This window comes from Streptomyces dryopteridis (assembly GCF_049606955.1).
Lineage (GTDB): Bacteria > Actinomycetota > Actinomycetes > Streptomycetales > Streptomycetaceae > Streptomyces.
On the sequence record NZ_CP187113.1, the window covers coordinates 5,354,180 to 5,377,230 of the forward strand.

Consider the following 23,051-nt stretch of genomic DNA (forward strand, 5'->3'; position numbering starts at 1 on the left):
ACCTAACTTACATGGAGGTAGGTTCCCCGTGAACCAGTCGCGACCCAAGGTCAAGAAGTCTCGTGCCCTCGGCATCGCCCTGACGCCGAAGGCCGTCAAGTACTTCGAGGCTCGCCCCTACCCGCCGGGTGAGCACGGCCGCGGCCGCAAGCAGACCTCGGACTACAAGGTCCGTCTGCTCGAGAAGCAGCGTCTGCGTGCCCAGTACGACATCAGCGAGAAGCAGCTGGCCCGCGCCTACGACCGCGCCAAGAAGGTCGAAGGCAAGACCGGCGAAGCCCTCGTGATCGAGCTCGAGCGCCGCCTCGACGCCCTGGTCCTGCGTTCGGGCATCGCCCGCACCATCTACCAGGCCCGTCAGATGGTCGTGCACGGCCACATCGAGGTCAACGGCGGCAAGGTCGACAAGCCGTCGTTCCGCGTGCGTCCCGACGACGTCGTGACCGTCCGCGAGCGCAGCCGCGAGAAGCACCCCTTCCAGGTCGCCCGTGAGGGTGGCTACGCGGGCGAGGGCGAGACCCCGCGCTACCTGCAGGTCAACCTGAAGGCCCTGGCGTTCCGCCTGGACCGCGACCCGCAGCGCAAGGAAGTCCCCGTGATCTGCGACGAGCAGCTCGTCGTCGAGTACTACGCCCGCTGACGCGGACGCGGTCTCTTCACGCTGTTCCACCGAGCCCGGTCCTCCCCCTTCGCGGGGGCGGCCGGGCTCGGCCCGTTCCCGGCCCCGATCCCGCCCGCGCGACCTGCCAATTCCGTTACGGCGGACGGGTCCCGGCGCGATAGGGTCGGGAGACGAGTTTTCCCTACGACGAGGAGCGGTGCGCGTGTCCGGTGGCGAGGTGGCGGGGATCCTGGTGGCCGTCTTCTGGGCGATCCTGGTCTCCTTCCTGGCCGTGGCACTGGCCCGGCTGGCGCAGACCCTCAAGGCGACCACCCGGCTGGTGGCCGAGGTCACCGACCAGGCCGTGCCGTTGCTGCGCGACGCCCAGGGCGCCGTCCGCGCCGCGCACACCCAGCTCGACCGCGTGGACGCCATCGCGGGCGACGTGCAGGAGGTCGCGGCCAACGCCTCCGCCCTCTCCTCCACCGTCGCCTCCACCTTCGGCGGTCCCCTCGTCAAGGTCGCGGCCTTCGGCTACGGCGTGCGCAAGGCCCTCGGCCGGGACCGCGAGGCCCCCGCGCCGGGCCCGGCGCCCGCGAAGGGCCGCCGCTCCACCGTGATCGTGGGCCGCACCGTGCCCGGCCGGCGCCGACAGCAGAAGGACTGAGCCCGTTGTTCCGTCGAGCCTTCTGGTTCACCGCCGGCGCCGCAGCCGGCGTGTGGGCCACCACCAAGGTCAATCGCAAGCTCCAGCAGCTCACCCCCGAGAGCCTGGCGGCCCGGGCCGCCGACAAGGCGGTCGACACCGGCCACCGGCTCAAGGGCTTCGCACTCGACGTCAAGGCGGGCATGACCCAGCGCGAGGGCGAACTGAACGACGCGTTGGGCCTGACCCAGGACCCCGACCGCCCGGACAACGTCCGCGTGCTCCCGGCCCCGCGCCGCCTGCACGCCATCGCCGGAGAGGCGGCCGACCGGCCCGCCGCCGGCACCACCCCGATCCACCGACCGAACACGTCGCACAACCGGAATGAGGACCACTGATGGAGTCGGCTGAAATTCGTCGCCGCTGGCTGAGCTTCTTCGAGGAGCGCGGTCACGCCGTTGTCCCTTCGGCGTCGCTCATCGCGGACGACCCGACTCTGCTGCTGGTCAACGCGGGCATGGTCCCGTTCAAGCCCTACTTCCTGGGTGAGACCAAGCCGCCGGCCCCGCGCGCCACCAGCGTCCAGAAGTGCGTGCGCACCCCGGACATCGAAGAGGTCGGCAAGACCACCCGCCACGGCACCTTCTTCCAGATGTGCGGCAACTTCTCCTTCGGCGACTACTTCAAGGAAGGCGCCATCAAGCTCGCCTGGGAGCTGCTCACCAGCCCCGTGGCGGACGGCGGCTTCGGCCTGGAGCCGGAGAAGCTCTGGATCACCGTCTACCTCGACGACGACGAGGCCGAGACGATCTGGCGCGACGTGGTGGGCGTGCCCGCCGAGCGGATCCAGCGCCTGGGCAAGAAGGACAACTTCTGGTCCATGGGCGTCCCCGGCCCCTGCGGCCCCTGCTCCGAGATCAACTACGACCGCGGCCCCGAGTTCGGCGTCGAGGGCGGCCCGGCCGTCAACGACGAGCGCTACGTCGAGATCTGGAACCTCGTCTTCATGCAGTTCGAGCGGGGCGCCGGCGACGGCAAGGAGGACTTCCCGATCCTGGGTGACCTCCCGTCCAAGAACATCGACACCGGTCTCGGCCTCGAACGCCTCGCGATGATCCTGCAGGGCGTGCAGAACATGTACGAGACCGACACCCTGCGCGTGGTCATGGACAAGGCCACCGAGCTGACCGGCGTCCGCTACGGCGCGGCCAAGGACTCCGACGTGTCCATGCGCGTCGTGGCCGACCACATGCGCACCTCCGTCATGCTCATCGGCGACGGGGTCACCCCCGGCAACGAGGGCCGCGGCTACGTGCTGCGCCGCATCATGCGCCGCGCCATCCGCAACATGCGCCTCATGGGCGCCACCGGCCCGGTGGTCCAGGACCTCATCGACGTGGTCATCGAGACGATGGGGCAGCAGTACCCCGAGCTGCTCACCGACCGCAAGCGCATCGAGACCGTGGCCCTCGCCGAGGAGGCCGCGTTCCTCAAGGCCCTCAAGGGCGGCACCAACATCCTCGACACCGCCGTCACCGAGACCAAGGCCGCCGGCGGCACCGTGCTCTCCGGCGACAAGGCGTTCCTGCTCCACGACACCTGGGGCTTCCCGATCGACCTCACCCTGGAGATGGCCTCCGAGCAGGGCCTCACCGTGGACGAGCCCGGCTTCCGCCGCCTGATGCAGGAGCAGCGCGACCGGGCCAAGGCCGACGCCAAGGCCAAGAAGACCGGCCACGCCGACCTCAGCTCCTACCGCGAGATCGCCGACGCGGCCGGCGCCACCGAGTTCACCGGCTACGCCACCACCCAGGGCGAGTCCACCGTGGTCGGCCTCCTGGTCAACGGCGTGCCCGCGCCCGCCGCCTCCGAGGGCGACGAGGTCGAGGTCGTCCTCGACCGCACCCCCTTCTACGCCGAGGGCGGCGGCCAGCTCGCCGACCAGGGCCGGATCAAGCTCGACACCGGTGCCGTCATCGAGGTCCGCGACGTGCAGCAGCCGGTCCCCGGCGTCTCCGTGCACAAGGGTTCGGTGCAGGTCGGCGAGGTCACCGTGGGCGCCGCCGCCTACGCCGCGATCGACGTCAAGCGCCGTCGGGCCATCGCCCGCGCGCACTCGGCCACCCACCTGACCCACCAGGCCCTGCGCGACGCGCTCGGCCCGACCGCCGCCCAGGCCGGTTCGGAGAACTCGCCCGGTCGCTTCCGCTTCGACTTCGGCTCGCCCAACGCCGTCCCCGGCTCGGTGCTGACCGACGTGGAGCAGAAGATCAACGACGTGCTCTCGCGCGAGCTGGACGTCACCGCCGAGATCATGAGCATCGACGAGGCGAAGAAGCAGGGCGCCATCGCCGAGTTCGGCGAGAAGTACGGCGAGCGGGTCCGCGTGGTCACCATCGGCGACTTCTCCAAGGAGCTGTGCGGCGGCACCCACGTGGGCAACACCGCACAGCTGGGTCTGGTCAAGCTGCTCGGCGAGTCCTCCATCGGCTCCGGCGTGCGCCGGGTCGAGGCCCTCGTGGGCGTGGACGCGTACAACTTCCTGGCCAAGGAGCACACGGTCGTCGCCCAGCTCCAGGAACTGGTCAAGGGCCGTCCCGAAGAGCTGCCCGAGAAGATCTCCTCGATGCTGTCCAAGCTGAAGGACGCGGAGAAGGAGATCGAGAAGTTCCGCGCGGAGAAGGTGCTCCAGGCCGCCGCCGGGCTGGTCGAGGGTGCCCGCGACGTGCGCGGCGTGGCCGTGGTGACCGGGCAGGTCCCGGACGGCACCGGCGCCGACGACCTGCGCAAGCTGGTCCTCGACGTGCGCGGCCGCATCCCCAGCGACCGGCCGGCCGTGGTGGCGCTGTTCGCCGTGGCAGGCGGCCGTCCGCTCACCGTGATCGCCACCAACGAGGCCGCCCGCGAGCGCGGCCTCAAGGCCGGTGACCTGGTGCGCACCGCCGCCAAGACCCTCGGCGGCGGTGGCGGCGGCAAGCCGGACGTGGCCCAGGGCGGTGGCCAGAACCCGGCCGCCGTCGGCGAGGCCATCGCCGCGGTCGAGCGCCTCGTCACCGAGACGGCCTGAGCATGACCGTGCGCCGCGGCCGACGCCTCGCGATCGACGTGGGCGACGCCCGGATCGGGGTCGCGTCCTGCGACCCCGATGGGATGTTGGCCACACCGGTCGAAACCGTACCGGGTCGGGACATCCCGGCCGCCCACCGGCGGCTGCGGAAGCTCGTCGAGGAGTACGAACCGCTCGAAGTGGTGGTCGGCCTCCCCCGTTCGCTCAGCGGGCGGGAGGGGCCGGCCGCGGCCAAGGTCCGGGTCTTCGCCCGGGAACTCGCCAAGGGCATCCAACCGGTGACGGTGCGTCTGGTGGACGAGCGGATGACCACGGTCACCGCCGCCCAGGGTCTGCGGGCCGCCGGCCGGAACGCGAAGAAGGGCCGATCGGTCATCGACCAGGCCGCCGCCGTGATCATCCTTCAGAACGCTCTTGAGACCGAACGGGTATCGGGTAATCCGCCCGGCGAGTGCGTCGAAGTGGTCATGTGATCGCGATACGGTAACGTTCCGCGCGACGTGGCGGCATTCGAACAGCCGTCGCCCGGCTTTCGTTTCGCGGCTTCAGGAGACCCGATGACCGACTATGGCCAGGGCCGTGGGCCTGCTCCGTGGCACCCCGAGGATCCGTACCAGGGGGTCCAGGGACAGCAGGCGGGGCAGGTGCCGTACGCCGTCGATCCGCAACAACAGGCCCAGGCGCACTACGGGCAGTACCCGCAGCAACCGGGCGGGTACCCCGGCACCGACGGGGCCGGTCAGGCATATCCGCAGGACGCCTACCAGCAGCAACTGGCCTACGAGGAGTACGCCCGGGCCCAGGCCGTGCAGGCGCACGCCCACGCGCAGGCCCAGGCCCAGGGCGGGCCCGGGTGGGAGCCGCAGCCCCAGGGCTGGGATCCCGGCACCGGGCAGGTCCCCGACTCCTACGGGCAGGTGCCACCCGCCGGTCCGCCCGGCGAGGGCCCCGACCTGTACGGCACCGAGGGCTCCTATCCGCCGCCGCAGGCCCCGGACCGCCGGCACCTCGTGCCCGAACAGGCGTCCGACGAGGACGGGGCCGCCGGCGCCGAGGGGATCCTGCCCCCGGCCGGCGGCGCCACCCCGCCCCCCGGCGGCCGGCGGGCCGGCCGGGACAAGGGCAAGGGCCGCGGCGGCAAGAGCAGCAAGGCCGGCTGTCTGGTCATCTCCCTGGTGCTCGCGGTGGGCGTCGGCGGGGCCGGGTGGTACGGCTACGACTGGCTCAAGGGCCGGTTCGGCACCGCCGAGGACTACAGCGGCAAGGGCGAGGGCGAGATCGAGATCGAGATCCCGCAGAACGCGACCCTGGCCGCGATGGGTCGGATCCTCAAGGAACACGGGGTCGTCGCCAGCGTCGAGGCATTCACCCGGGCCGCGAGCGTCGGCCGGGGCACCTCGATCCAACCCGGTGTCTACACGTTGCGCAAGAAGATGTCCGCGATCTCGGCCGTGGCCCTGATGACGGACCCCTCCGCGCTGAACACCATCATCGTCCGCGAGGGCGTGCGCAACGTCGAGGTCTACAAGGACATCGACAAACGGCTCAAACTCTCCGAGGGCACCACCGCCGGCGTGGCCAAGAAGGAGTCCAAGAACCTCGGACTGCCCTCGTGGGCCGGTCAGGACCCGCAGATCAAGGACCCGCTGGAGGGCTTCCTCTATCCCTCGCGCTACGACCTCTCCAAGACCTCGACCCCCGAGTCCGTGCTCAAGAGCATGGTCGCGCGGGCGAAGGAGAAGTACGACGCGGCCGGGATCGTGACCAAGGCCAAGGAGCTCAAGCTCGACAACCCGCTCCAGGTCGTCTCCATCGCCAGCCTCGTGCAGGCGGAGGGCATGAGCCACGACGACTTCCGCAAGATGGCGGAGGTGGTCTACAACCGCCTCAAGCCCGACAACCAGGTCACCTTCCGTCTGCTCCAGATGGACTCCACCATCAACTACATCAAGGGCACCAGCGACATCAACGTCAGCGTCGCCGAGACCCGGAAGATCGACGACCCGTACAACACCTACAATCGGCGTGGCCTGATGCCGGGACCGATCGGCAACCCGGGTGACGAGGCGCTGAGCGCGACCCTCAACCCGGACGGCGGCGGGTGGATGTTCTTCGTCTCCGTCGACGGGAAGAAGACGGTCTTCACCAAGACCCTCTCCGAGCACGACGAGCTCGTGCGCGAGTTCAACGCCCGGCAGGCCGAGAAGAAGCAGAACTCCGGCGGATAGGCCGGACCGGACGAACGAACGGGCGGCAAGGCAGTGGCCATACGACGTGCGGCGGTGCTCGGATCACCCATCGAGCACTCCCTCTCCCCGGTCCTGCACCGGGCCGCCCACCGGGAGCTCGGCCTCGTCGACTGGTCCTACGACCGGTTCGAGGTGGACGAGGCCGCGCTCGCGGGGTTCGTCGGCGGACTCGGCCCCGAGTGGGCCGGGCTCTCGCTCACCATGCCGCTCAAGCGGGCGATCCTGCCGATGCTCGACGAGATCGGCGCGGCCGCCCGCTCGGTGGAGGCCGTCAACACGGTGGTGTTCACCGGGGACGGCCGCCGGATCGGCGAGAACACCGACATCCCCGGCATGGTCGCCGCCCTCGCCGAACGCGGGGTGACGAAGGTGTCCCACGCCGCCGTGCTCGGCGCCGGGGCCACCGCCTCCTCGGCCCTGGCGGCGCTGGCCGGGATCTGCGCCGGCGAGGTCACCGTCCACGTGCGCTCCGAGGCCCGGGCCGCCGAGATGCGCGGCTGGGGCGAACGCCTCGGGGTGCCCGTGCGCATCGCCGACTGGGCCCGGGCCGCCGAGGCCCTGAACGCCCCGCTGGTCGTCGCCACCACCCCCGCCGGCTCCCTCGACGCCCTCGCGGGCGCCGTTCCCGAGGCCCCCGGCACCCTCTTCGACGTGCTCTACGACCCCTGGCCCACCCCCCTCGCCGCCGCCTGGGCGGCCCGGGGCGGGGCCGTGGTGGGCGGGCTGGACCTGCTCGTGCACCAGGCCGTGCTCCAGGTGGAGCTCATGACCGGCCGACCCGGACCGCTCGCCGTGATGCGCGAGGCGGGGGAACGGGCGCTGGCCGCCCGCTGAGCCCCCGGGCCCCGCCGGGGTCCACCTTCTGGACCGCGCGACGGCCGAACCCCCCGGGCATGGGAGGATCGGAGGCGGCGGGAGCGGTCCGCGCAACCGACTCGCGCCGGCAGCACCAGGCGCGAGCATGAGGAGCATCGTTGAGCAGGTTGCGTTGGCTGACGGCCGGGGAATCCCACGGACCGGCACTGGTCGCGACGCTGGAGGGCCTTCCCGCCGGCGTCCCGGTCACCACCGAGCTGGTGGCCGATCACCTGGCCCGCCGGCGGCTCGGCTACGGGCGCGGTGCCCGGATGAAGTTCGAGCAGGACGAGGTCACCTTCCTCGGCGGCGTCCGGCACGGCCTCTCGCAGGGCTCCCCGGTGGCCGTCATGGTCGGCAACACCGAATGGCCCAAGTGGGAGAAGGTCATGTCGGCCGACCCGGTCGACCCCTCGGAGCTGAAGGAGACCGGCCGCAACGCGCCGCTCACACGGCCCCGACCCGGCCACGCCGACCTCGCCGGCATGCAGAAGTACGGCTTCGACGAGGCCCGCCCGATCCTGGAGCGCGCCTCCGCCCGCGAGACCGCGGCCCGCGTGGCCCTCGGCGCCGTCGCCCGCTCCTTCCTCAAGGAGGCCGCCGGCATCGAGATCGTCTCCCACGTGGTGGAGCTGGCCTCGGCCAAGGCCCCCTACGGGGTCTACCCGACCCCCGCCGACGTGGAGAGGCTCGACGCCGACCCGGTGCGCTGCCTCGACGCCGACGCGAGCAAGGCCATGGTCGCCGAGATCGACCAGGCCCACAAGGACGGCGACACCCTCGGCGGGGTCGTCGAGGTGCTCGCCTACGGGGTCCCCGTGGGCCTCGGCTCCCACGTGCACTGGGACCGCCGGCTCGACGCGCGCCTGGCCGCCGCCCTGATGGGCATCCAGGCCATCAAGGGCGTCGAGGTCGGCGACGGCTTCGACCTCGCCCGGGTGCCCGGCTCCAAGGCGCACGACGAGATCGTCACCACCCCCGAGGGCATCAAGCGGACCTCCGGCCGCGCCGGCGGCACCGAGGGCGGCCTGACCACCGGCGAGCTGCTGCGGGTGCGCGCCGCGATGAAGCCCATCGCCACCGTGCCGCGCGCCCTGGCCACCGTGGACGTGGCCACCGGCGAAGCGGCCGTCGCCCACCACCAGCGCTCCGACGTGTGCGCCGTCCCGGCCGCCGGCATCGTCGCCGAGGCCATGGTCGCGCTCGTCCTCGCCGACGCGGTGCTGGAGAAGTTCGGCGGGGACTCGGTCCCCGAGACCCGTCGCAACGTGCGCGGCTACCTCGACAACCTGCAGATCCGGTGAGCGCGGCCACCGCACCCGCCGTCGTCCTGGTCGGCCCCATGGGCGCCGGCAAGTCCACGGTGGGCGCCCTCCTCGCCGACCGCCTCGGGGTCTCCTACCGGGACACCGACGAGGACATCGTGCGCGCCGAGGGCCGCCCGATCTCCGACCTCTTCGTGGACGAGGGCGAACCGTACTTCCGCGAGCTGGAGCGGGCCGCCGTGGCCCGCGCGGTCGCCGAGCACGCGGGGGTCCTCGCGCTCGGCGGCGGCGCCGTCCTCGACGCCGACACCCGCGCCCTGCTGGCCGGCCTGCCCGTGGTCTACCTGTCGATGGACGTGGACGAGGCGGTGCGCCGGGTCGGCCTCGGCGCGGCCCGTCCGCTGCTCGCCGTCAACCCGCGCCGGCAGTGGCGCGAGCTGATGGAGGCCCGCCGGCACCTGTACACCGAGGTGGCCCGGGTGGTCGTGGCCACCGACGACCGCACCCCCGACGAGGTGGCCGAGGCCGTCCTCGACGCACTGGAGCTGAAGCACTCATGACCGACCCGCACGCCGCCGACGGCGCCGTCACCCGGATCCACGTGCCCGGCAGCGCCGGCACGGACCCGTACGAGGTGCTCGTCGGCCGGCACCTGCTCGGCGAACTCGGCGGCCTGATCGGCACCGCCGCCCGCCGCGTGGCCGTGATCCACCCCGAGGCCCTGGCCGAGACCGGCGAGGCGCTGCGCGACGACCTCGCCGGACAGGGCTACGAGGCCGTCGCCATCCAGGTCCCCAACGCCGAGGAGGCCAAGACCGTCGAGGTCGCGGCCTACTGCTGGAAGGCGCTGGGCCAGTCCGGCTTCACCCGCACCGACGTGATCGTCGGCGTGGGCGGCGGCGCCACCACCGACCTCGCCGGGTTCGTCGCGGCGAGCTGGCTGCGCGGGGTCCGCTGGATCGCCGTGCCCACCACCGTGCTGGCCATGGTGGACGCGGCGGTCGGCGGCAAGACCGGCATCAACACCGCCGAGGGCAAGAACCTCGTCGGCGCCTTCCACCCGCCCGCCGGGGTGCTCTGCGACCTGGTGGCCCTCGAATCCCTCGGGGTCCACGACTACGTCAGCGGACTGGCCGAGATCATCAAGGCCGGTTTCATCGTGGACCCGGTGATCCTCGACCTGATCGAGGCCGACCCGGAGGCCGCCCGCACCCCCGCCGGCCCGCACACCGCCGAGCTGATCACGCGCTCCATCCGGGTCAAGGCCGACGTGGTCGGCAGCGACCTCAAGGAGTCGGGGCTGCGCGAGATCCTCAACTACGGGCACACCCTCGCGCACGCCATCGAGAAGAACGAGCGCTACAAGTGGCGCCACGGCGCCGCCGTCTCCGTCGGCATGGTCTTCGCCGCCGAACTGGGCCGGCTGGCCGGCCGGCTCGACGACGCCACCGCCGACCGGCACCGCGCCGTCCTGGCCTCCGTGGGCCTGCCGCTCACCTACCGCGGCGACCAGTGGCCCAAGTTGCTGGAGACCATGAAGGTGGACAAGAAGTCCCGCGGCGACCGACTGCGCTTCATCGTGCTCGACGCCCTCGGCAAGCCGACCGTGCTGGAGGGCCCCGACCCGGCCCTGCTGGTCGCCGCCTACGGCGAGGTGTCCGCGTGAGCCGCCCGGTCTGGGTCCTCAACGGGCCCAACCTGGGCCGGCTCGGCTCCCGCGAACCCGATGTGTACGGGGCCACCAGCTACGCCGGCCTGGTCGAGGCGTGCGGCAAGCTGGGCGCCGAACTCGGCTTCGCCGTGGAGGTCCGCGAGACCAACGACGAGGGCGAACTCGTCCGCTGGCTGCACACCGCGGCCGACGAGCGGATCCCCGTGGTCATCAACCCGGGCGCCTTCACGCACTACTCGTACGCGATGCGGGACGCGGCGGCCCAGCGCACCGCCCCGCTGATCGAGGTGCACATCTCCAACCCGTACGCCCGCGAGGCGTTCCGGCACACCTCGGTGATCGCCGCCGTGGCCACCGGCACGGTCGCCGGCTTCGGCATCGGCTCCTACCGGCTGGCCCTGCGCGCCCTGGCCGAGGAGATCGCGGCCGAGGACTGAGCCGCGGGGCGGGGCCCGGGGAGCACGCGCTCCCCGGGCCCCGGACCCCGTCGGTGCGCCGGCCGGGCCGCGCGGCGTATAACGTTCTCGCATCGGTCCGCAGGGCCGCGGGAGCGAACGGAAACGGAGACGCGGGACATGCACCAGGCAGCGGGCGGCGGGCGCGGCCCCCTCTCACACCCGGGCGCGCCGATCGGGGCCCGGACGCCCCACGCGCACCCCGGTCCCGGCCGGGGCGAGACGGATCCGCAGACCCTGCCACTGGCCCCCGTGCCGCCCGGCCCGCCCAGCGGAACCGTCACCGGGCAGGTGCCGCTGCCCGCGCCGGTGCCCGCCGGTTTCGCCACCGGGGCCACCACCCTGGCCGTGCTGCTGATCGGCCCGGCCGGCGCCGGCAAGACCACCGTGGCGCGGCACTGGGCCGAACGCCGGCCGGTGGCCACCGCCCACGTCAGCCTCGACGACGTGCGCGAATGGGTGCGCAGCGGGTTCGCCGACCCGCAGGCGGGCTGGAACGACCACTCCGAGGCCCAGTACCGGCTGGCCCGGCGCACCTGCGGGTTCGCGGCCCGCAACTACCTCGCCAACGGCATCTCCTGCATCCTCGACGACGCCGTCTTCCCCGACCGCCCGGTGATCGGGCTCGGCGGTTGGAAGCGACACGTGGGACCGGCCCTGCTGCCCGTGGTGCTGCTGCCCGGCCTCGACGTGGTGCTGGAGCGCAACGCGGCCCGCAAGGGCAACCGGCGGCTCTCCGACGAGGAGGTGGCCCGGATCCACGGCCGGATGGCCGGCTGGTACGGATCGGGGCTGCCGATCATCGACAACTCCCGCCTGACCGTGCCGGAGACGGCGCGGGCCCTGGACGAGGCCCTGGCCCGGTCCCTGGCGGCCGGCCCGTCGGCCTTCTGACCGGGCCCCCGCGCACCCCGCACGGACCCGCCCGACGCGCCGGACCGGCGCCCCGCTCGTAGGCTCGGTCACATGTCAGACGTGTACGCGGCCCGTCGGGCCCTGCTCCGTGACCGCTGCGCCGCCGCGGGCTCCTCGGCCGCGTTGATCACGCGTCCGGCCAACGTCCGCTACCTCGCGGGCGCCGCGCCGGCCCACGCCGTCCTGCTGCTCGGCCCGGACACCGACGACGTGCTGTTCCGCACGCCCGGCCGGCCCGTGACCCCCGAACCCGACCAGGCCCGGCCCGACGAGCGGCTCCGGATCGTCGAGGCCGGCGGACCGGCCGCGGACCCGGCGGTGGCCGCCGTCGCCGAACTCGCCGGCCGCTCGGGCACCGACTGCCTGGCCGTGGAGGAACACCACCTGACCGTGGCCCGGCACCGGGCGCTGCGCTCGGTGGCCCCGGGGCTGCGCCTGGCCGACCTCGCGTCGGCCGTGGAACAACAGCGGCTGATCAAGGACGAGGAGGAGATCTCCTGCCTGCGGATCGCCGCCGAGATCGCCGACCAGGCCCTGGGCGAACTGCTGGAGTCGATCCTGGTCGGCCGCACCGAACGGCACCTGGCCCTGGAGCTGGAGCGACGGCTGGTGGACCACGGGGCCGACGGCCGGGCCTTCCCCACCTCGGTGGGCACCGGCCCGAACTCCGGTCGCTCCCGGCACCGGCCCTCGGACCGGCGGGTGGAGGAGGGGGACTTCCTCACGGTCTGCCTGGGCGCCGACTACCGGGGCTACCGGTGCGAGATCGGCCGGACCTTCGTCATCGGCACCACCCCGGCGGACTGGCAGATCGAGCTGTACGACCTGGTCTTCGCCGCCCAACGGGCGGGACGTCAGGCCCTGCTGCCCGGGACCCCGTACCGCGACGTGGACCACGCGGCCCGCTCCCTGCTGGACGCGGCGGGGTACGGGGAGGCCCTCGCACCGTGGACCGGGCACGGCGTCGGCCTCGAAATCGACGAGGACCCGCAGCTTGCACCCGCCGCCATGGGTAAACTGGACGCTTGCGTGCCGGTCACCGTCGAACCGGGGGTTCACCTCCCGGGCCGGGGAGGTGTCCGGATCGATGACACGCTCGTCGTGCGCCCCGAGGCGGACGGCGGTCCCGAGCTACTCACCATTACGACCAAGGAGCTGCTCGCGCTCTAGCCTCGCTGTGCGCGCGTGCCCGGCCCGTGGTCTTCGAAGTGCAGGAGAATCCGCAACCGTGGCTTCCACGAACGACCTCAAGAACGGCATGGTGCTCAAGCTCGACGGTGGCCAGCTCTGGTCCGTCGTCGAGTTCCAGCACGTCAAGCCCGGCAAGGGCCCGGCCTTCGTGCGCACCAAGCTGAAGAGCGTGATGTCCGGCAAGGTCGTCGACAAGACCTTCAACGCCGGCACGAAGGTCGAGACGGCCACCATCGACCGCCGTGACATGCAGTTCTCGTACATGGACGGCGAGTACTTCGTCTTCATGGACATGCAGACCTTCGACCAGCTGATGGTCGACCGCAAGGCCGTCGGCGACGCCGCCAACTTCCTCATCGAGGGCTTCACCGCCTCCGTGGCCCAGCACGAGGGCGAGGTGCTCTACGTGGAGCTGCCGGCCGCCGTCGAGCTGGTCATCGAGCACACCGACCCGGGCGTCCAGGGCGACCGCTCCACCGGCGGCACCAAGCCGGCGAAGCTGGAGACCGGTCACGAGATCCAGGTCCCGCTCTTCGTCACCACCGGCGAGAAGGTCAAGGTCGACACCCGCACCAGCGACTACCTCGGCCGGGTGAACAGCTAACCGTGGCCGCCCGCAGCAAGGCGCGCAAGCGCGCTTTCCAGATCCTCTTCGAGGCCGACCAGCGCGGGGTCCCCGTGCGCGAGGTCCTCGCGGACTGGGTCCGCCACTCCCGGTCGGACGAGCGGCAGCCGCCGGTCAACGCCTTCACGATGGACCTCGTCGAGGGGTACGCCGACAAGGTGCACCGCATCGACGACCTGATCGCGACCTACGCCGTGGACTGGGACCTCGACCGGATGCCGGTCGCGGACCGGAACATCGTGCGGATCGCGGCCTACGAGCTGATCTGGGTCGACGAGACCCCGGACGCCGTGGCGATCGACGAGGCCGTCGAGATGGCCAAGGAGTTCTCCACCGACGACTCCCCGTCCTTCGTGAACGGCCTGCTCGGCCGTTTCAAGGACCTCAAGCCGAGCCTGCGGCGCGGTGAGGGCGAGGACGAGCGGGGCTGAGGCTCCCTTCCGCGCCCCCGGCCGCGGGGTACGGCGAGACACGTGTGAGGGGCCCGTGACGCACACCGCGTCACGGGCCCTTCGCGTGCCCGCGTGCGGGCCGGGCGGGACGGGAGCGGTGGAGGGGGGCCCGGAAACGCCGAAGGGCGGCGGAACACAGGGTTCCACCGCCCGACGGGACGTTTCTGCTCCACCGGGGACCGCGCCGCGGCCCCCGGTGACGGATCAGAGCTCCTCGTGCGCCACCGCGCGACGCGCGTCCGCGTCGAGCACGCCCCAGCTGATCAGCTGCTCGGTGAGGACCGAGGGGGACTGGTCGTAGATCACGGCGAGGGTGCGCAGGTCGTCCTGACGGATCGAGAGCACCTTGCCGTTGTAGTCGCCGCGCTGGCTCTGGATGGTGGCGGCGTAACGCTGCAGGGGACCGGCCTTCTCGGCGGGCACGTGGGCCAGCCGCTCCAGGTCCAGACGCAGCTTCGGCGGCGGCTCGGCGGCCCCGCCCGGGGTGGTGCCCGGCAGGAGCTCCTGCACCGGCACCCCGTAGAAGTCCGCCAGTTCGGCGAGGCGCTGCACGGTCACGGCGCGGTCGCCGCGCTCGTACGAGCCCACCACCACGGCCTTCCACCGGCCCTGGGACTTCTCCTCGACACCATGAAGGGAAAGGCCCTGCTGGGTGCGGATGGCGCGGAGCTTGGCCCCGAGCTGTTTGGCGTATTCGCTGGACATAACGCTCCCGGACGCTGTGACGACATGCGGCTCCGCCGCGCGGCTGGTAACTCACTGTGAGGTTACGCAGAGTCACGTGACCGCGTCAAGCCGAATGGCCCTCGCACAGCGCCCCGCGCGCCCCGCGCGCACGCCCCCGGCGCCGCCCGCCCGACCCGATTCCGGAGCCGCCCGAACCCCCTGGTACCGTTGCAGTCGCACAACCAACCGGTCTTCGGGGCCGGCCGTACAGACGTCCTTTAAGGTCCGTCCCGTGAGGCGGAGAAGGAGGTCCTTTTCATGGACACGCAGCACACCACCGATGCGTCTCGCTCCGTTCTGGAGTCGCAGGACATCGCGCGGGTACTCACCCGCATCGCCCACGAGATCGTCGAACGCGCCAAGGGCGCCGACGACGTGGTGCTCCTCGGCATCCCGACCCGCGGCGTCTTCCTCGCCCGGCGGCTGGCCGACAAGCTCGAAGAGATCACCGGCGGCAAGATCCCGGTCGGCTCGCTGGACATCACCATGTACCGCGACGACCTGCGGATGAAGCCCGCCCGCGCCATCGGCCGCACCGAGATCCCCGGCGACGACATCGACGGACGCCTCGTCGTCCTCGTCGACGACGTCCTCTTCTCCGGCCGCACCATCCGCGCCGCCCTCGACGCCCTCGGCGACCTCGGCCGCCCGCGCGCCGTGCAGCTCGCCGTCCTCGTCGACCGGGGCCACCGCGAACTGCCGATCCGCGCCGACTACGTCGGCAAGAACCTCCCCACCTCCCTGCGGGAGACCGTGAAGGTCCAGCTCCTGGAGGAGGACGGCCGCGACGCCGTACTGCTCGGCCAGCGGACCGACGCCGCCGCGTCCCGCTAGTCGCCCCCGGCCGCCCCACGGCGCCGCAGCCCCCGCCCAGAGCCCACCGCGGACCCACCGTGCCCGCAGCACGGCGGTGCCCGCCCACCGGCCTGCCCTCTCCCAGCGCCCACGACTTCCCACGGAGCACCAGATGAAGCGCCACCTCATCTCGGCCGCCGACCTCACGCGCGACGACGCCGTCCTCATCCTCGACACCGCCGAGGAGATGGCCCGGATCGCCGACCGGCCGATCAAGAAGCTGCCGACGCTGCGCGGCCGGACCGTCTGCAACCTCTTCTTCGAGGACTCCACCCGCACCCGGATCTCCTTCGAGGCCGCCGAGAAGCGCCTCTCCGCCGACGTCATCAACTTCGCGGCCAAGGGCTCCAGCGTCTCCAAGGGCGAATCCCTCAAGGACACCGCCCAGACCCTGGAGGCCATGGGCGTCGACGCGGTCGTCATCCGCCACGGCGCCTCCGGGGCCCCCTACCGGCTCGCGAACTCCGGCTGGATCGACGCCCCCGTCATCAACGCGGGCGACGGCACCCACCAGCACCCCACCCAGGCCCTCCTCGACGCCTTCACCATGCGCCGCCGCCTGATCGGCAAGGACGCCCTCGGCGAGGACCTCGGCGGCAAGCGCATCACCGTCGTCGGCGACGTGCTGCACAGCCGCGTGGCCCGCTCCAACGTGGACCTGCTCACCACCCTCGGCGCCGAGGTCACCCTCGTGGCCCCGCCGACCCTGGTGCCCGTCGGCGTGGAGACCTGGCCCTGCGAGGTCTCCTACAGCCTCGACGCCGTCCTCCCCAAGTCCGACGCCGTCATGATGCTCCGCGTCCAGCGCGAGCGCATGAACGCCGCGTTCTTCCCCACCGAGCGCGAGTACTCCCGCCGCTACGGCCTCGACGGCGCCCGGATGGCCGCGATGCCCGAGCACGCGATCGTCATGCACCCCGGCCCGATGGTCCGCGGCATGGAGATCACCGCCGAGGTCGCCGACTCCCCGCGCTGCACCGTCATCGAACAGGTCACCAACGGCGTGTCCATCCGCATGGCCGTCCTCTACCTCCTGCTCGGCGGCTCCGAATCCGCCCTGAGCACCCCCGCCGAGACCCCCGCCACCGCCGAGGAGACCAAGTGAGCACCACCAAGACCCTGATCCGCGGCGCCCGCGTCCTCGGCGGCGAGCCGCAGGACGTCCTCATCGAGGGCGAGACCATCACCGCCGTCGGCACCGACCTCGACCCGGCCGCCACCGCCGGCGCCACCGTGATCGAGGCCGCCGGCCAGGTCCTCCTCCCCGGCCTCGTCGACCTCCACACCCACCTGCGCGAGCCCGGCCGCGAGGACTCCGAGACCGTCCTCACCGGCACCCGGGCCGCCGCCTCCGGCGGCTACACCGCCGTCTTCGCCATGGCGAACACCTTCCCCGTCGCCGACACCGCCGGCGTGGTCGAGCAGGTCTGGCGCCTGGGCCGCGAGTCCGGCTACTGCGACGTACAGCCCATCGGCGCCGTCACCGTCGGCCTGGAGGGCAAGAAGCTCGCCGAACTCGGCGCCATGCACGAATCCGCCGCCGCCGTCACCGTCTTCTCCGACGACGGCAAGTGCGTGGACGACGCCGTGATCATGCGCCGCGCCCTGGAGTACGTGAAGGCGTTCGGCGGCGTCGTCGCCCAGCACGCCCAGGAGCCCCGCCTCACCGAGGGCGCCCAGATGAACGAGGGCATCGTCTCCGCCGAGCTCGGCCTCGGCGGCTGGCCCGCCGTCGCCGAGGAGTCGATCATCGCCCGCGACGTGCTCCTCGCCGAGCACGTCGGCTCCCGCGTGCACATCTGCCACCTCTCCACCGCCGGCTCCGTCGAGATCGTCCGCTGGGCCAAGTCCCGCGGCATCGACGTGACCGCCGAGGTCACCCCGCACCACCTCCTCCTCACCGACGAGCTGGTCCGGTCCTACAACCCGGTCTACAAGGTCAACCCGCCGCTGCGCACCGAGAAGGACGTGCTCGCGCTGCGCGAGGCGCTCGCCGATGGCACGATCGACATCGTGGCCACCGACCACGCCCCGCACCCCCACGAGGACAAGGACTGCGAGTGGGCCGCCGCCGCCATGGGCATGGTGGGGCTCGAAACCGCGCTGTCCGTGGTCCAGCAGACCATGGTCGAGACCGGCCTGCTGGACTGGGCCGGCGTGGCCGAGCGCATGTCCGCGGCCCCGGCCCGCATCGGCGGCGTCGCCGACCGCCACGGCCGACCCGTCTCGGCAGGTGAACCCGCCAACCTCGTCCTCGTCGACACCTCGTACCGTGGAGCCGTGGACCCCGCATCCTTCGCCTCCCGCAGCCGCAACACGCCTTACGAGGGCCGCGAGCTGCCGGGGCGCGTCACCCACACGTTCCTGCGGGGCCGCACGACGGTCTTGGACGGGAAACTCGCGTGACACCAGCATTGATCCACCTTGCCGCGTCGGCGACGCAGGAGGCCGAACGCAAATCGGCCGAGGTGACCGACTGGGGCCCGCGCATCGCGTGGGTGATCGGTCTGCTCGTCCTCATCGCCTTCGTCTACTGGCTGATGCGGCAAGGCTGGAAGTGGCGGGGAACCCTGCAGAGCGATCTGCCGGAGCTCCCCGCCGCGCCCGACGGACTGCCCGAGCACCGGCTCGCCCTCGCGGGCCGGTACCACGGGTCCACGACCGCCGGGAACTGGCTCGACCGGATCGTCGCGCACGGACTGGGTGTGCGCAGCCGCGTCGAGCTGACCCTCACGGACACCGGCCTCGACGTGGTCCGACCGGGGGCGACGGACTTCTTCGTCCCCGCCGCGAACCTGCGCGGCGCCCGCCTCGACAAGGGGATCGCGGGCAAGGTACTGACCGAGGGCGGTCTGCTCGTCGTCACCTGGGCGCACGGCGACAAGCTGATCGACTCGGGCTTCCGGTCCGACCGAGCCGCCGAACACCCCGCGTGGGTCGAGGCCATCAACGCGATGAGCGCGGAGAACCCGAACACCATGAACGTGAACACCACCGACACCATCAGCACGGAAGGCGCCGCACGATGACGACCTCCACCAGGGGAGCCGCAGCCGCTCCCGCCGTACTCGTCCTGGAGGACGGGCGCGTGTTCCGCGGCCGCGCCTACGGCGCCGTGGGGGAGACCTTCGGCGAGGCCGTGTTCTCCACCGGCATGACCGGCTACCAGGAGACACTGACCGACCCCTCGTACCACCGCCAGGTCGTCGTGATGACGGCCCCGCACGTGGGCAACACCGGCGTCAACGACGAGGACCCCGAGTCCTCGCGCATCTGGGTCTCCGGCTACGTGGTCCGCGACCCCGCCCGCAAGCCCTCCAACTGGCGCTCCCGGCGCTCGCTGGACGAGGAGCTGGAGCGGCAGGGCGTCGTGGGCATCAGCGGGATCGACACCCGCGCCCTCACCCGCCACCTGCGCGAGCGCGGCGCCATGCGCGTCGGCATCTTCTCCGGCTCGGCCCTCGCCGAGGACGCCGCCCTGCTGGCCCGCGTCCACCAGGCCCCGCAGATGAAGGGCGCCGACCTGTCCGCCGAGGTCGCCACCAAGGAGACCTACGTGGTCCCCGCGATCGGTGAGAAGCGGTTCACCGTGGCCGCGATCGACCTCGGCATCAAGGGCATGACCCCGCACCGGATGGCCGAGCGCGGCATCGAGGTGCACGTGCTGCCCGCCACGTCCACCGTGGAGGACGTGTACGCGGTAGCCCCCGACGGCGTGTTCTTCTCCAACGGCCCCGGCGACCCGGCCACCGCCGACCACGCCGTCTCCGTGATGCGCGGGGTGCTGGAGCGCAAGACCCCGCTGTTCGGCATCTGCTTCGGCAACCAGATCCTCGGCCGCGCCCTCGGCTTCGGCACCTACAAGCTGAAGTACGGCCACCGCGGCATCAACCAGCCGGTGCAGGACCGCACCACCGGCAAGGTCGAGGTCACCGCCCACAACCACGGCTTCGCCGTGGACGCGCCGCTGGACAAGGTCTCCGAGACCCCCTTCGGCCGCGCCGAGGTCTCCCACGTCTGCCTCAACGACGACGTGGTCGAGGGCCTGCACCTGCTCGACCAGCCCGCGTTCAGTGTCCAGTACCACCCCGAGGCCGCCGCCGGCCCGCACGACGCCGCGTACCTCTTCGACCGTTTCGTCAGCCTGATGGAGGCCGAGCGTGCCTAAGCGCACCGATATCCAGTCCGTCCTGGTCATCGGCTCCGGCCCGATCGTCATCGGCCAGGCCGCGGAGTTCGACTACTCCGGCACCCAGGCGTGCCGCATCCTCAAGGCCGAGGGCCTGCGGGTGATCCTGGTCAACTCCAACCCCGCGACGATCATGACCGACCCGGAGATCGCCGACGCCACCTACGTCGAGCCGATCACCCCCGAGTTCGTCGAGAAGATCATCGCCAAGGAGCGCCCCGACGCCCTCCTGCCCACCCTCGGCGGTCAGACGGCCCTCAACACGGCCATCTCGATGCACGAGCAGGGCGTCCTGGAGAAGTACGACGTCGAGCTGATCGGCGCGAACGTCGAGGCCATCAACAAGGGCGAGGACCGCGAACTCTTCAAGGAGGTCGTGGAGCGCGTCCGCGAGAAGATCGGGCACGGCGAGTCCGCCCGCTCGGTCATCTGCCACTCCATGGAGGACGTCCTCGCCGGCGTCGACACCCTCGGCGGCTACCCCGTCGTCGTGCGCCCCTCCTTCACCATGGGCGGCGCCGGCTCCGGCTTCGCCCACGACGAGGACGAACTGCGCCGCATCGCCGGCCAGGGCCTCACGCTCTCCCCGACCACCGAGGTGCTCCTGGAGGAGTCCATCCTCGGCTGGAAGGAGTACGAGCTGGAGCTGATGCGCGACAAGGCCGACAACGTCGTGGTCGTCTGCTCCATCGAGAACTTCGACCCGATGGGCGTCCACACCGGCGACTCCATCACCGTCGCCCCCTCGATGACCCTCACCGACCGCGAGTACCAGCGGCTGCGCGACATCGGCATCGCGATCATCCGCGAGGTCGGCGTCGACACCGGCGGCTGCAACATCCAGTTCGCGATCAACCCCGACGACGGCCGCGTCATCGTCATCGAGATGAACCCCCGGGTCTCGCGCTCCTCCGCCCTCGCCTCCAAGGCCACCGGCTTCCCGATCGCCAAGATCGCCGCGAAGCTCGCGATCGGCTACACCCTGGACGAGGTGCCCAACGACATCACCGAGAAGACCCCGGCCTCCTTCGAGCCGACCCTCGACTACGTGGTCGTCAAGGCCCCCCGGTTCGCCTTCGAGAAGTTCCCGGCCGCCGACAACACCCTCACCACCACCATGAAGTCGGTGGGCGAGGCCATGGCGATCGGCCGCAACTTCACCGAGGCCCTCCAGAAGGCCCTGCGCTCCCTGGAGAAGAAGGGCTCGCAGTTCTCCTTCACCGGCCCGGTCGGCGACAAGGCCGAACTCCTGGCCGCCTCCGCGCGCCCCACCGACGGCCGGATCAACACCGTCATGGAGTCCATCCGCGCCGGCGCCACCCAGGAGGAGGTGTTCGAGGCCACGAAGATCGACCCGTGGTTCGTCGACCAGCTCTTCCTGATCAAGGAGATCGCCGACGAGCTGGCCGCCGCCGACAAGCTCCACCCCGAGCTGCTCGCCGAGGCCAAGCGGCACGGCTTCTCCGACGCCCAGATCGCCGAGATCCGCGGCCTGCGCGAGGACGTGGTCCGCGAGGTGCGGCACGCCCTCGGCGTCCGCCCCGTCTACAAGACGGTCGACACCTGCGCCGCCGAGTTCGCCGCCAAGACCCCGTACTTCTACTCCTCCTACGACGAGGAGTCCGAGGTCGCCCCGCGCGAGAAGCCGGCCGTCATCATCCTGGGCTCCGGCCCGAACCGGATCGGCCAGGGCATCGAGTTCGACTACTCCTGCGTCCACGCCTCCTTCGCGCTCAGCGAGGCCGGCTACGAGACCGTGATGGTCAACTGCAACCCCGAGACCGTCTCCACCGACTACGACACCTCCGACCGGCTCTACTTCGAGCCGCTCACCCTGGAGGACGTGCTGGAGATCGTGCACGCCGAGTCCCTCGCGGGCCCGATCGCCGGCGTGGTCGTCCAGCTCGGCGGCCAGACCCCGCTCGGCCTCGCGCAGGCCCTCAAGGACAACGGCGTGCCCGTGGTCGGCACCTCCCCGGAGGCCATCCACGCCGCCGAGGACCGCGGCGCCTTCGGCCGCGTCCTGGCCGAGGCCGGCCTGCCCGCCCCCAAGCACGGCACCGCCACCACCTTCGCCGAGGCCAAGGCCATCGCCGACGAGATCGGCTACCCGGTCCTGGTGCGCCCGTCCTACGTGCTCGGCGGCCGCGGCATGGAGATCGTGTACGAGGAGGCCCGCCTGCGGTCCTACATCGCCGAATCCACCGAGATCTCCCCGACCCGCCCCGTCCTCGTCGACCGCTTCCTCGACGACGCCATCGAGATCGACGTGGACGCCCTCTACGACGGCACCGAGCTCTACCTCGGCGGCGTCATGGAGCACATCGAGGAAGCCGGCATCCACTCCGGCGACTCCGCCTGCGCGCTGCCCCCGATCACCCTCGGCGGGCACGACATCAAGCGCCTGCGCGCCTCCACCGAGGCCATCGCCAAGGGCGTCGGCGTGCGCGGCCTGATCAACATCCAGTTCGCCATGGCCGGGGACATCCTGTACGTACTGGAGGCCAACCCGCGCGCCTCCCGCACGGTCCCCTTCACCTCCAAGGCCACCGCCGTGCCGCTGGCCAAGGCCGCCGCGCGCATCTCGCTCGGCGCGACCGTCGCCGAACTGCGCGCCGAGGGCCTGCTGCCGAAGACCGGCGACGGCGGCACCCTGCCGCTGGACGCGCCGATCTCCGTCAAGGAGGCCGTGATGCCCTGGAGCCGCTTCCGCGACATCCACGGCCGCGGCGTCGACACCGTCCTCGGCCCGGAGATGCGCTCCACCGGCGAGGTCATGGGCATCGACTCGGTCTTCGGCACCGCCTACGCCAAGTCCCAGGCCGGCGCCTACGGCCCGCTGCCCACCAGCGGCACCGCGTTCATCTCGGTCGCCAACCGCGACAAGCGCTCGCTGATCTTCCCGGCCCGCGAGCTGGTCAGCCACGGCTTCGAGCTGCTGGCCACCTCCGGCACCGCCGAGGTCCTCAAGCGCAACGGCATCAACGCCACCGTCGTGCGCAAGCTGTCCGAGGGCGAGGGCCCGAACGGCGAGAAGACGATCGTCCAGCTCATCCACGACGGCCAGGTCGACCTCATCGTCAACACCCCGTTCGGCACCGGCGGGCGCCTGGACGGCTACGAGATCCGCACCGCCGCCGTGGCCCGCGGCGTCCCGTGCCTGACCACGGTCCAGGCCCTGGCCGCCGCCGTGCAGGGCATCGACGCCCTCAACGCGGGCGGGGTGGGCGTCCGCTCGCTCCAGGAACACGCCGAGCGACTGACCGCAGCGCGCGACTGACCCGTCCG

22 protein-coding genes are annotated in these 23,051 nt (G+C 72.0%); 21 read left to right on the forward strand and 1 reads right to left on the reverse strand.

Annotated features, from left to right (window positions below; genetic code table 11):
* Positions 1-28: 28 nt before the first annotated feature.
* The 15 genes from rpsD (at position 29) to nusB (ending at position 13,972) form a co-directional block, all read left to right on the forward strand.
* Positions 29-640, forward strand: a complete 612-nt coding sequence (gene rpsD, locus ACN20G_RS23030) for a 30S ribosomal protein S4 (protein WP_424214706.1) — start codon at positions 29-31, stop codon at positions 638-640.
* A 184-nt stretch (positions 641-824) separates the two neighbouring features.
* Positions 825-1,268 carry a DUF948 domain-containing protein gene (locus tag ACN20G_RS23035; RefSeq protein ID WP_424214707.1) on the forward strand — a complete coding sequence of 148 codons (444 nt, stop codon included), beginning with the start codon at positions 825-827 and terminating at the stop codon, positions 1,266-1,268.
* A gap of 5 nt (positions 1,269-1,273) precedes the next feature.
* Entirely contained in the window at positions 1,274-1,645 is a 372-nt protein-coding gene (locus ACN20G_RS23040; RefSeq protein WP_424214708.1) for a DUF6167 family protein, read from the forward strand.
* Positions 1,645-4,314 carry an alanine--tRNA ligase gene (alaS, locus tag ACN20G_RS23045; RefSeq protein ID WP_424214709.1) on the forward strand — a complete coding sequence of 890 codons (2,670 nt, stop codon included), beginning with the start codon at positions 1,645-1,647 and terminating at the stop codon, positions 4,312-4,314. The genes ACN20G_RS23040 and alaS overlap by 1 nt, the downstream gene beginning before the upstream one ends.
* A 2-nt stretch (positions 4,315-4,316) precedes the next feature.
* Entirely contained in the window at positions 4,317-4,787 is a 471-nt protein-coding gene (gene ruvX, locus ACN20G_RS23050; RefSeq protein ID WP_424214710.1) for a Holliday junction resolvase RuvX, read from the forward strand.
* An 84-nt stretch (positions 4,788-4,871) separates the two neighbouring features.
* The gene (gene mltG, locus ACN20G_RS23055; protein WP_424214711.1) at positions 4,872-6,542 is read left to right on the forward strand and encodes an endolytic transglycosylase MltG; all 1,671 of its coding nucleotides are present in this window, start codon (positions 4,872-4,874) and stop codon (positions 6,540-6,542) included.
* 33 nt (positions 6,543-6,575) lie between these two features.
* The gene (locus tag ACN20G_RS23060; protein ID WP_424214712.1) at positions 6,576-7,397 is read left to right on the forward strand and encodes a shikimate dehydrogenase; all 822 of its coding nucleotides are present in this window, start codon (positions 6,576-6,578) and stop codon (positions 7,395-7,397) included.
* Positions 7,398-7,537: 140 nt separating this feature from the next.
* Positions 7,538-8,722 carry a chorismate synthase gene (aroC, locus tag ACN20G_RS23065; RefSeq protein ID WP_424214713.1) on the forward strand — a complete coding sequence of 395 codons (1,185 nt, stop codon included), beginning with the start codon at positions 7,538-7,540 and terminating at the stop codon, positions 8,720-8,722.
* A gap of 38 nt (positions 8,723-8,760) precedes the next feature.
* The gene (locus ACN20G_RS23070; RefSeq protein WP_424215645.1) at positions 8,761-9,243 is read left to right on the forward strand and encodes a shikimate kinase; all 483 of its coding nucleotides are present in this window, start codon (positions 8,761-8,763) and stop codon (positions 9,241-9,243) included.
* Positions 9,240-10,349, forward strand: coding sequence for a 3-dehydroquinate synthase (gene aroB / locus ACN20G_RS23075; RefSeq protein ID WP_424214714.1), 1,110 nt, complete (start codon positions 9,240-9,242; stop codon positions 10,347-10,349). The genes ACN20G_RS23070 and aroB overlap by 4 nt, the downstream gene beginning before the upstream one ends.
* Positions 10,346-10,792 (forward strand): type II 3-dehydroquinate dehydratase, encoded by a 447-nt coding sequence (locus ACN20G_RS23080; RefSeq protein WP_424214715.1) that lies wholly within the window; start codon positions 10,346-10,348, stop codon positions 10,790-10,792. Before aroB ends, ACN20G_RS23080 begins: the two co-directional genes overlap by 4 nt.
* 138 nt (positions 10,793-10,930) lie before the next feature.
* Positions 10,931-11,704, forward strand: coding sequence for an AAA family ATPase (locus ACN20G_RS23085; RefSeq protein WP_424214716.1), 774 nt, complete (start codon positions 10,931-10,933; stop codon positions 11,702-11,704).
* Between the two features lie 72 nt (positions 11,705-11,776).
* Entirely contained in the window at positions 11,777-12,895 is a 1,119-nt protein-coding gene (locus ACN20G_RS23090) for an aminopeptidase P family protein (protein WP_424214717.1), read from the forward strand.
* Positions 12,896-12,953: 58 nt separating this feature from the next.
* Positions 12,954-13,520 (forward strand): elongation factor P, encoded by a 567-nt coding sequence (gene efp / locus ACN20G_RS23095; protein WP_424214718.1) that lies wholly within the window; start codon positions 12,954-12,956, stop codon positions 13,518-13,520.
* A gap of 2 nt (positions 13,521-13,522) precedes the next feature.
* Complete coding sequence (gene nusB / locus ACN20G_RS23100) at positions 13,523-13,972, forward strand: transcription antitermination factor NusB (RefSeq protein WP_424214719.1); 450 nt, start codon at positions 13,523-13,525, stop codon at positions 13,970-13,972.
* A gap of 225 nt (positions 13,973-14,197) precedes the next feature.
* Here nusB and bldD read toward each other — a convergent pair whose 3' ends face one another.
* Entirely contained in the window at positions 14,198-14,698 is a 501-nt protein-coding gene (gene bldD, locus ACN20G_RS23105; RefSeq protein WP_424214720.1) for a transcriptional regulator BldD, read from the reverse strand.
* 279 nt (positions 14,699-14,977) lie between these two features.
* Between bldD and pyrR the strand changes: the two genes are divergently transcribed.
* From pyrR to carB, 6 genes are all read left to right on the forward strand, one after another.
* Positions 14,978-15,553 carry a bifunctional pyr operon transcriptional regulator/uracil phosphoribosyltransferase PyrR gene (pyrR, locus tag ACN20G_RS23110; protein WP_424214721.1) on the forward strand — a complete coding sequence of 192 codons (576 nt, stop codon included), beginning with the start codon at positions 14,978-14,980 and terminating at the stop codon, positions 15,551-15,553.
* A gap of 133 nt (positions 15,554-15,686) precedes the next feature.
* Positions 15,687-16,679, forward strand: coding sequence for an aspartate carbamoyltransferase catalytic subunit (locus ACN20G_RS23115; RefSeq protein ID WP_424214722.1), 993 nt, complete (start codon positions 15,687-15,689; stop codon positions 16,677-16,679).
* Positions 16,676-17,980 (forward strand): dihydroorotase, encoded by a 1,305-nt coding sequence (locus tag ACN20G_RS23120; protein WP_424214723.1) that lies wholly within the window; start codon positions 16,676-16,678, stop codon positions 17,978-17,980. The genes ACN20G_RS23115 and ACN20G_RS23120 overlap by 4 nt, the downstream gene beginning before the upstream one ends.
* A complete protein-coding gene (locus ACN20G_RS23125) occupies positions 17,977-18,603 on the forward strand; it encodes a hypothetical protein (RefSeq protein ID WP_424214724.1) in 627 nt (208 codons plus the stop codon). Before ACN20G_RS23120 ends, ACN20G_RS23125 begins: the two co-directional genes overlap by 4 nt.
* A complete protein-coding gene (gene carA / locus ACN20G_RS23130; RefSeq protein WP_424214725.1) occupies positions 18,600-19,742 on the forward strand; it encodes a glutamine-hydrolyzing carbamoyl-phosphate synthase small subunit in 1,143 nt (380 codons plus the stop codon). Before ACN20G_RS23125 ends, carA begins: the two co-directional genes overlap by 4 nt.
* Positions 19,735-23,043: a carbamoyl-phosphate synthase large subunit gene (gene carB / locus ACN20G_RS23135; RefSeq protein WP_424214726.1), complete on the forward strand. Its 3,309-nt coding sequence runs from the start codon at positions 19,735-19,737 to the stop codon at positions 23,041-23,043. The genes carA and carB overlap by 8 nt, the downstream gene beginning before the upstream one ends.
* Positions 23,044-23,051 lie beyond the last annotated feature (8 nt).

Bases quoted from the DNA above. Each gene is read 5' to 3' on its own strand.
- aroB (WP_424214714.1), top strand. From the start codon at position 9,240: ATGACCGACCCGCACGCCGCCGACGGCGCCGTCACCCGGATCCACGTG.
- ACN20G_RS23070 (WP_424215645.1), top strand. From the start codon at position 8,761: ATGGGCGCCGGCAAGTCCACGGTGGGCGCCCTCCTCGCCGACCGCCTC.
- ACN20G_RS23085 (WP_424214716.1), top strand. From the start codon at position 10,931: ATGCACCAGGCAGCGGGCGGCGGGCGCGGCCCCCTCTCACACCCGGGC.
- ACN20G_RS23115 (WP_424214722.1), top strand. From the start codon at position 15,687: ATGAAGCGCCACCTCATCTCGGCCGCCGACCTCACGCGCGACGACGCC.
- mltG (WP_424214711.1), top strand. From the start codon at position 4,872: ATGACCGACTATGGCCAGGGCCGTGGGCCTGCTCCGTGGCACCCCGAG.
- alaS (WP_424214709.1), top strand. From the start codon at position 1,645: ATGGAGTCGGCTGAAATTCGTCGCCGCTGGCTGAGCTTCTTCGAGGAG.
- ACN20G_RS23090 (WP_424214717.1), top strand. From the start codon at position 11,777: ATGTCAGACGTGTACGCGGCCCGTCGGGCCCTGCTCCGTGACCGCTGC.
- bldD (WP_424214720.1), bottom strand. From the start codon at position 14,698: ATGTCCAGCGAATACGCCAAACAGCTCGGGGCCAAGCTCCGCGCCATC.
- carA (WP_424214725.1), top strand. From the start codon at position 18,600: ATGACGACCTCCACCAGGGGAGCCGCAGCCGCTCCCGCCGTACTCGTC.
- pyrR (WP_424214721.1), top strand. From the start codon at position 14,978: ATGGACACGCAGCACACCACCGATGCGTCTCGCTCCGTTCTGGAGTCG.
- ruvX (WP_424214710.1), top strand. From the start codon at position 4,317: ATGACCGTGCGCCGCGGCCGACGCCTCGCGATCGACGTGGGCGACGCC.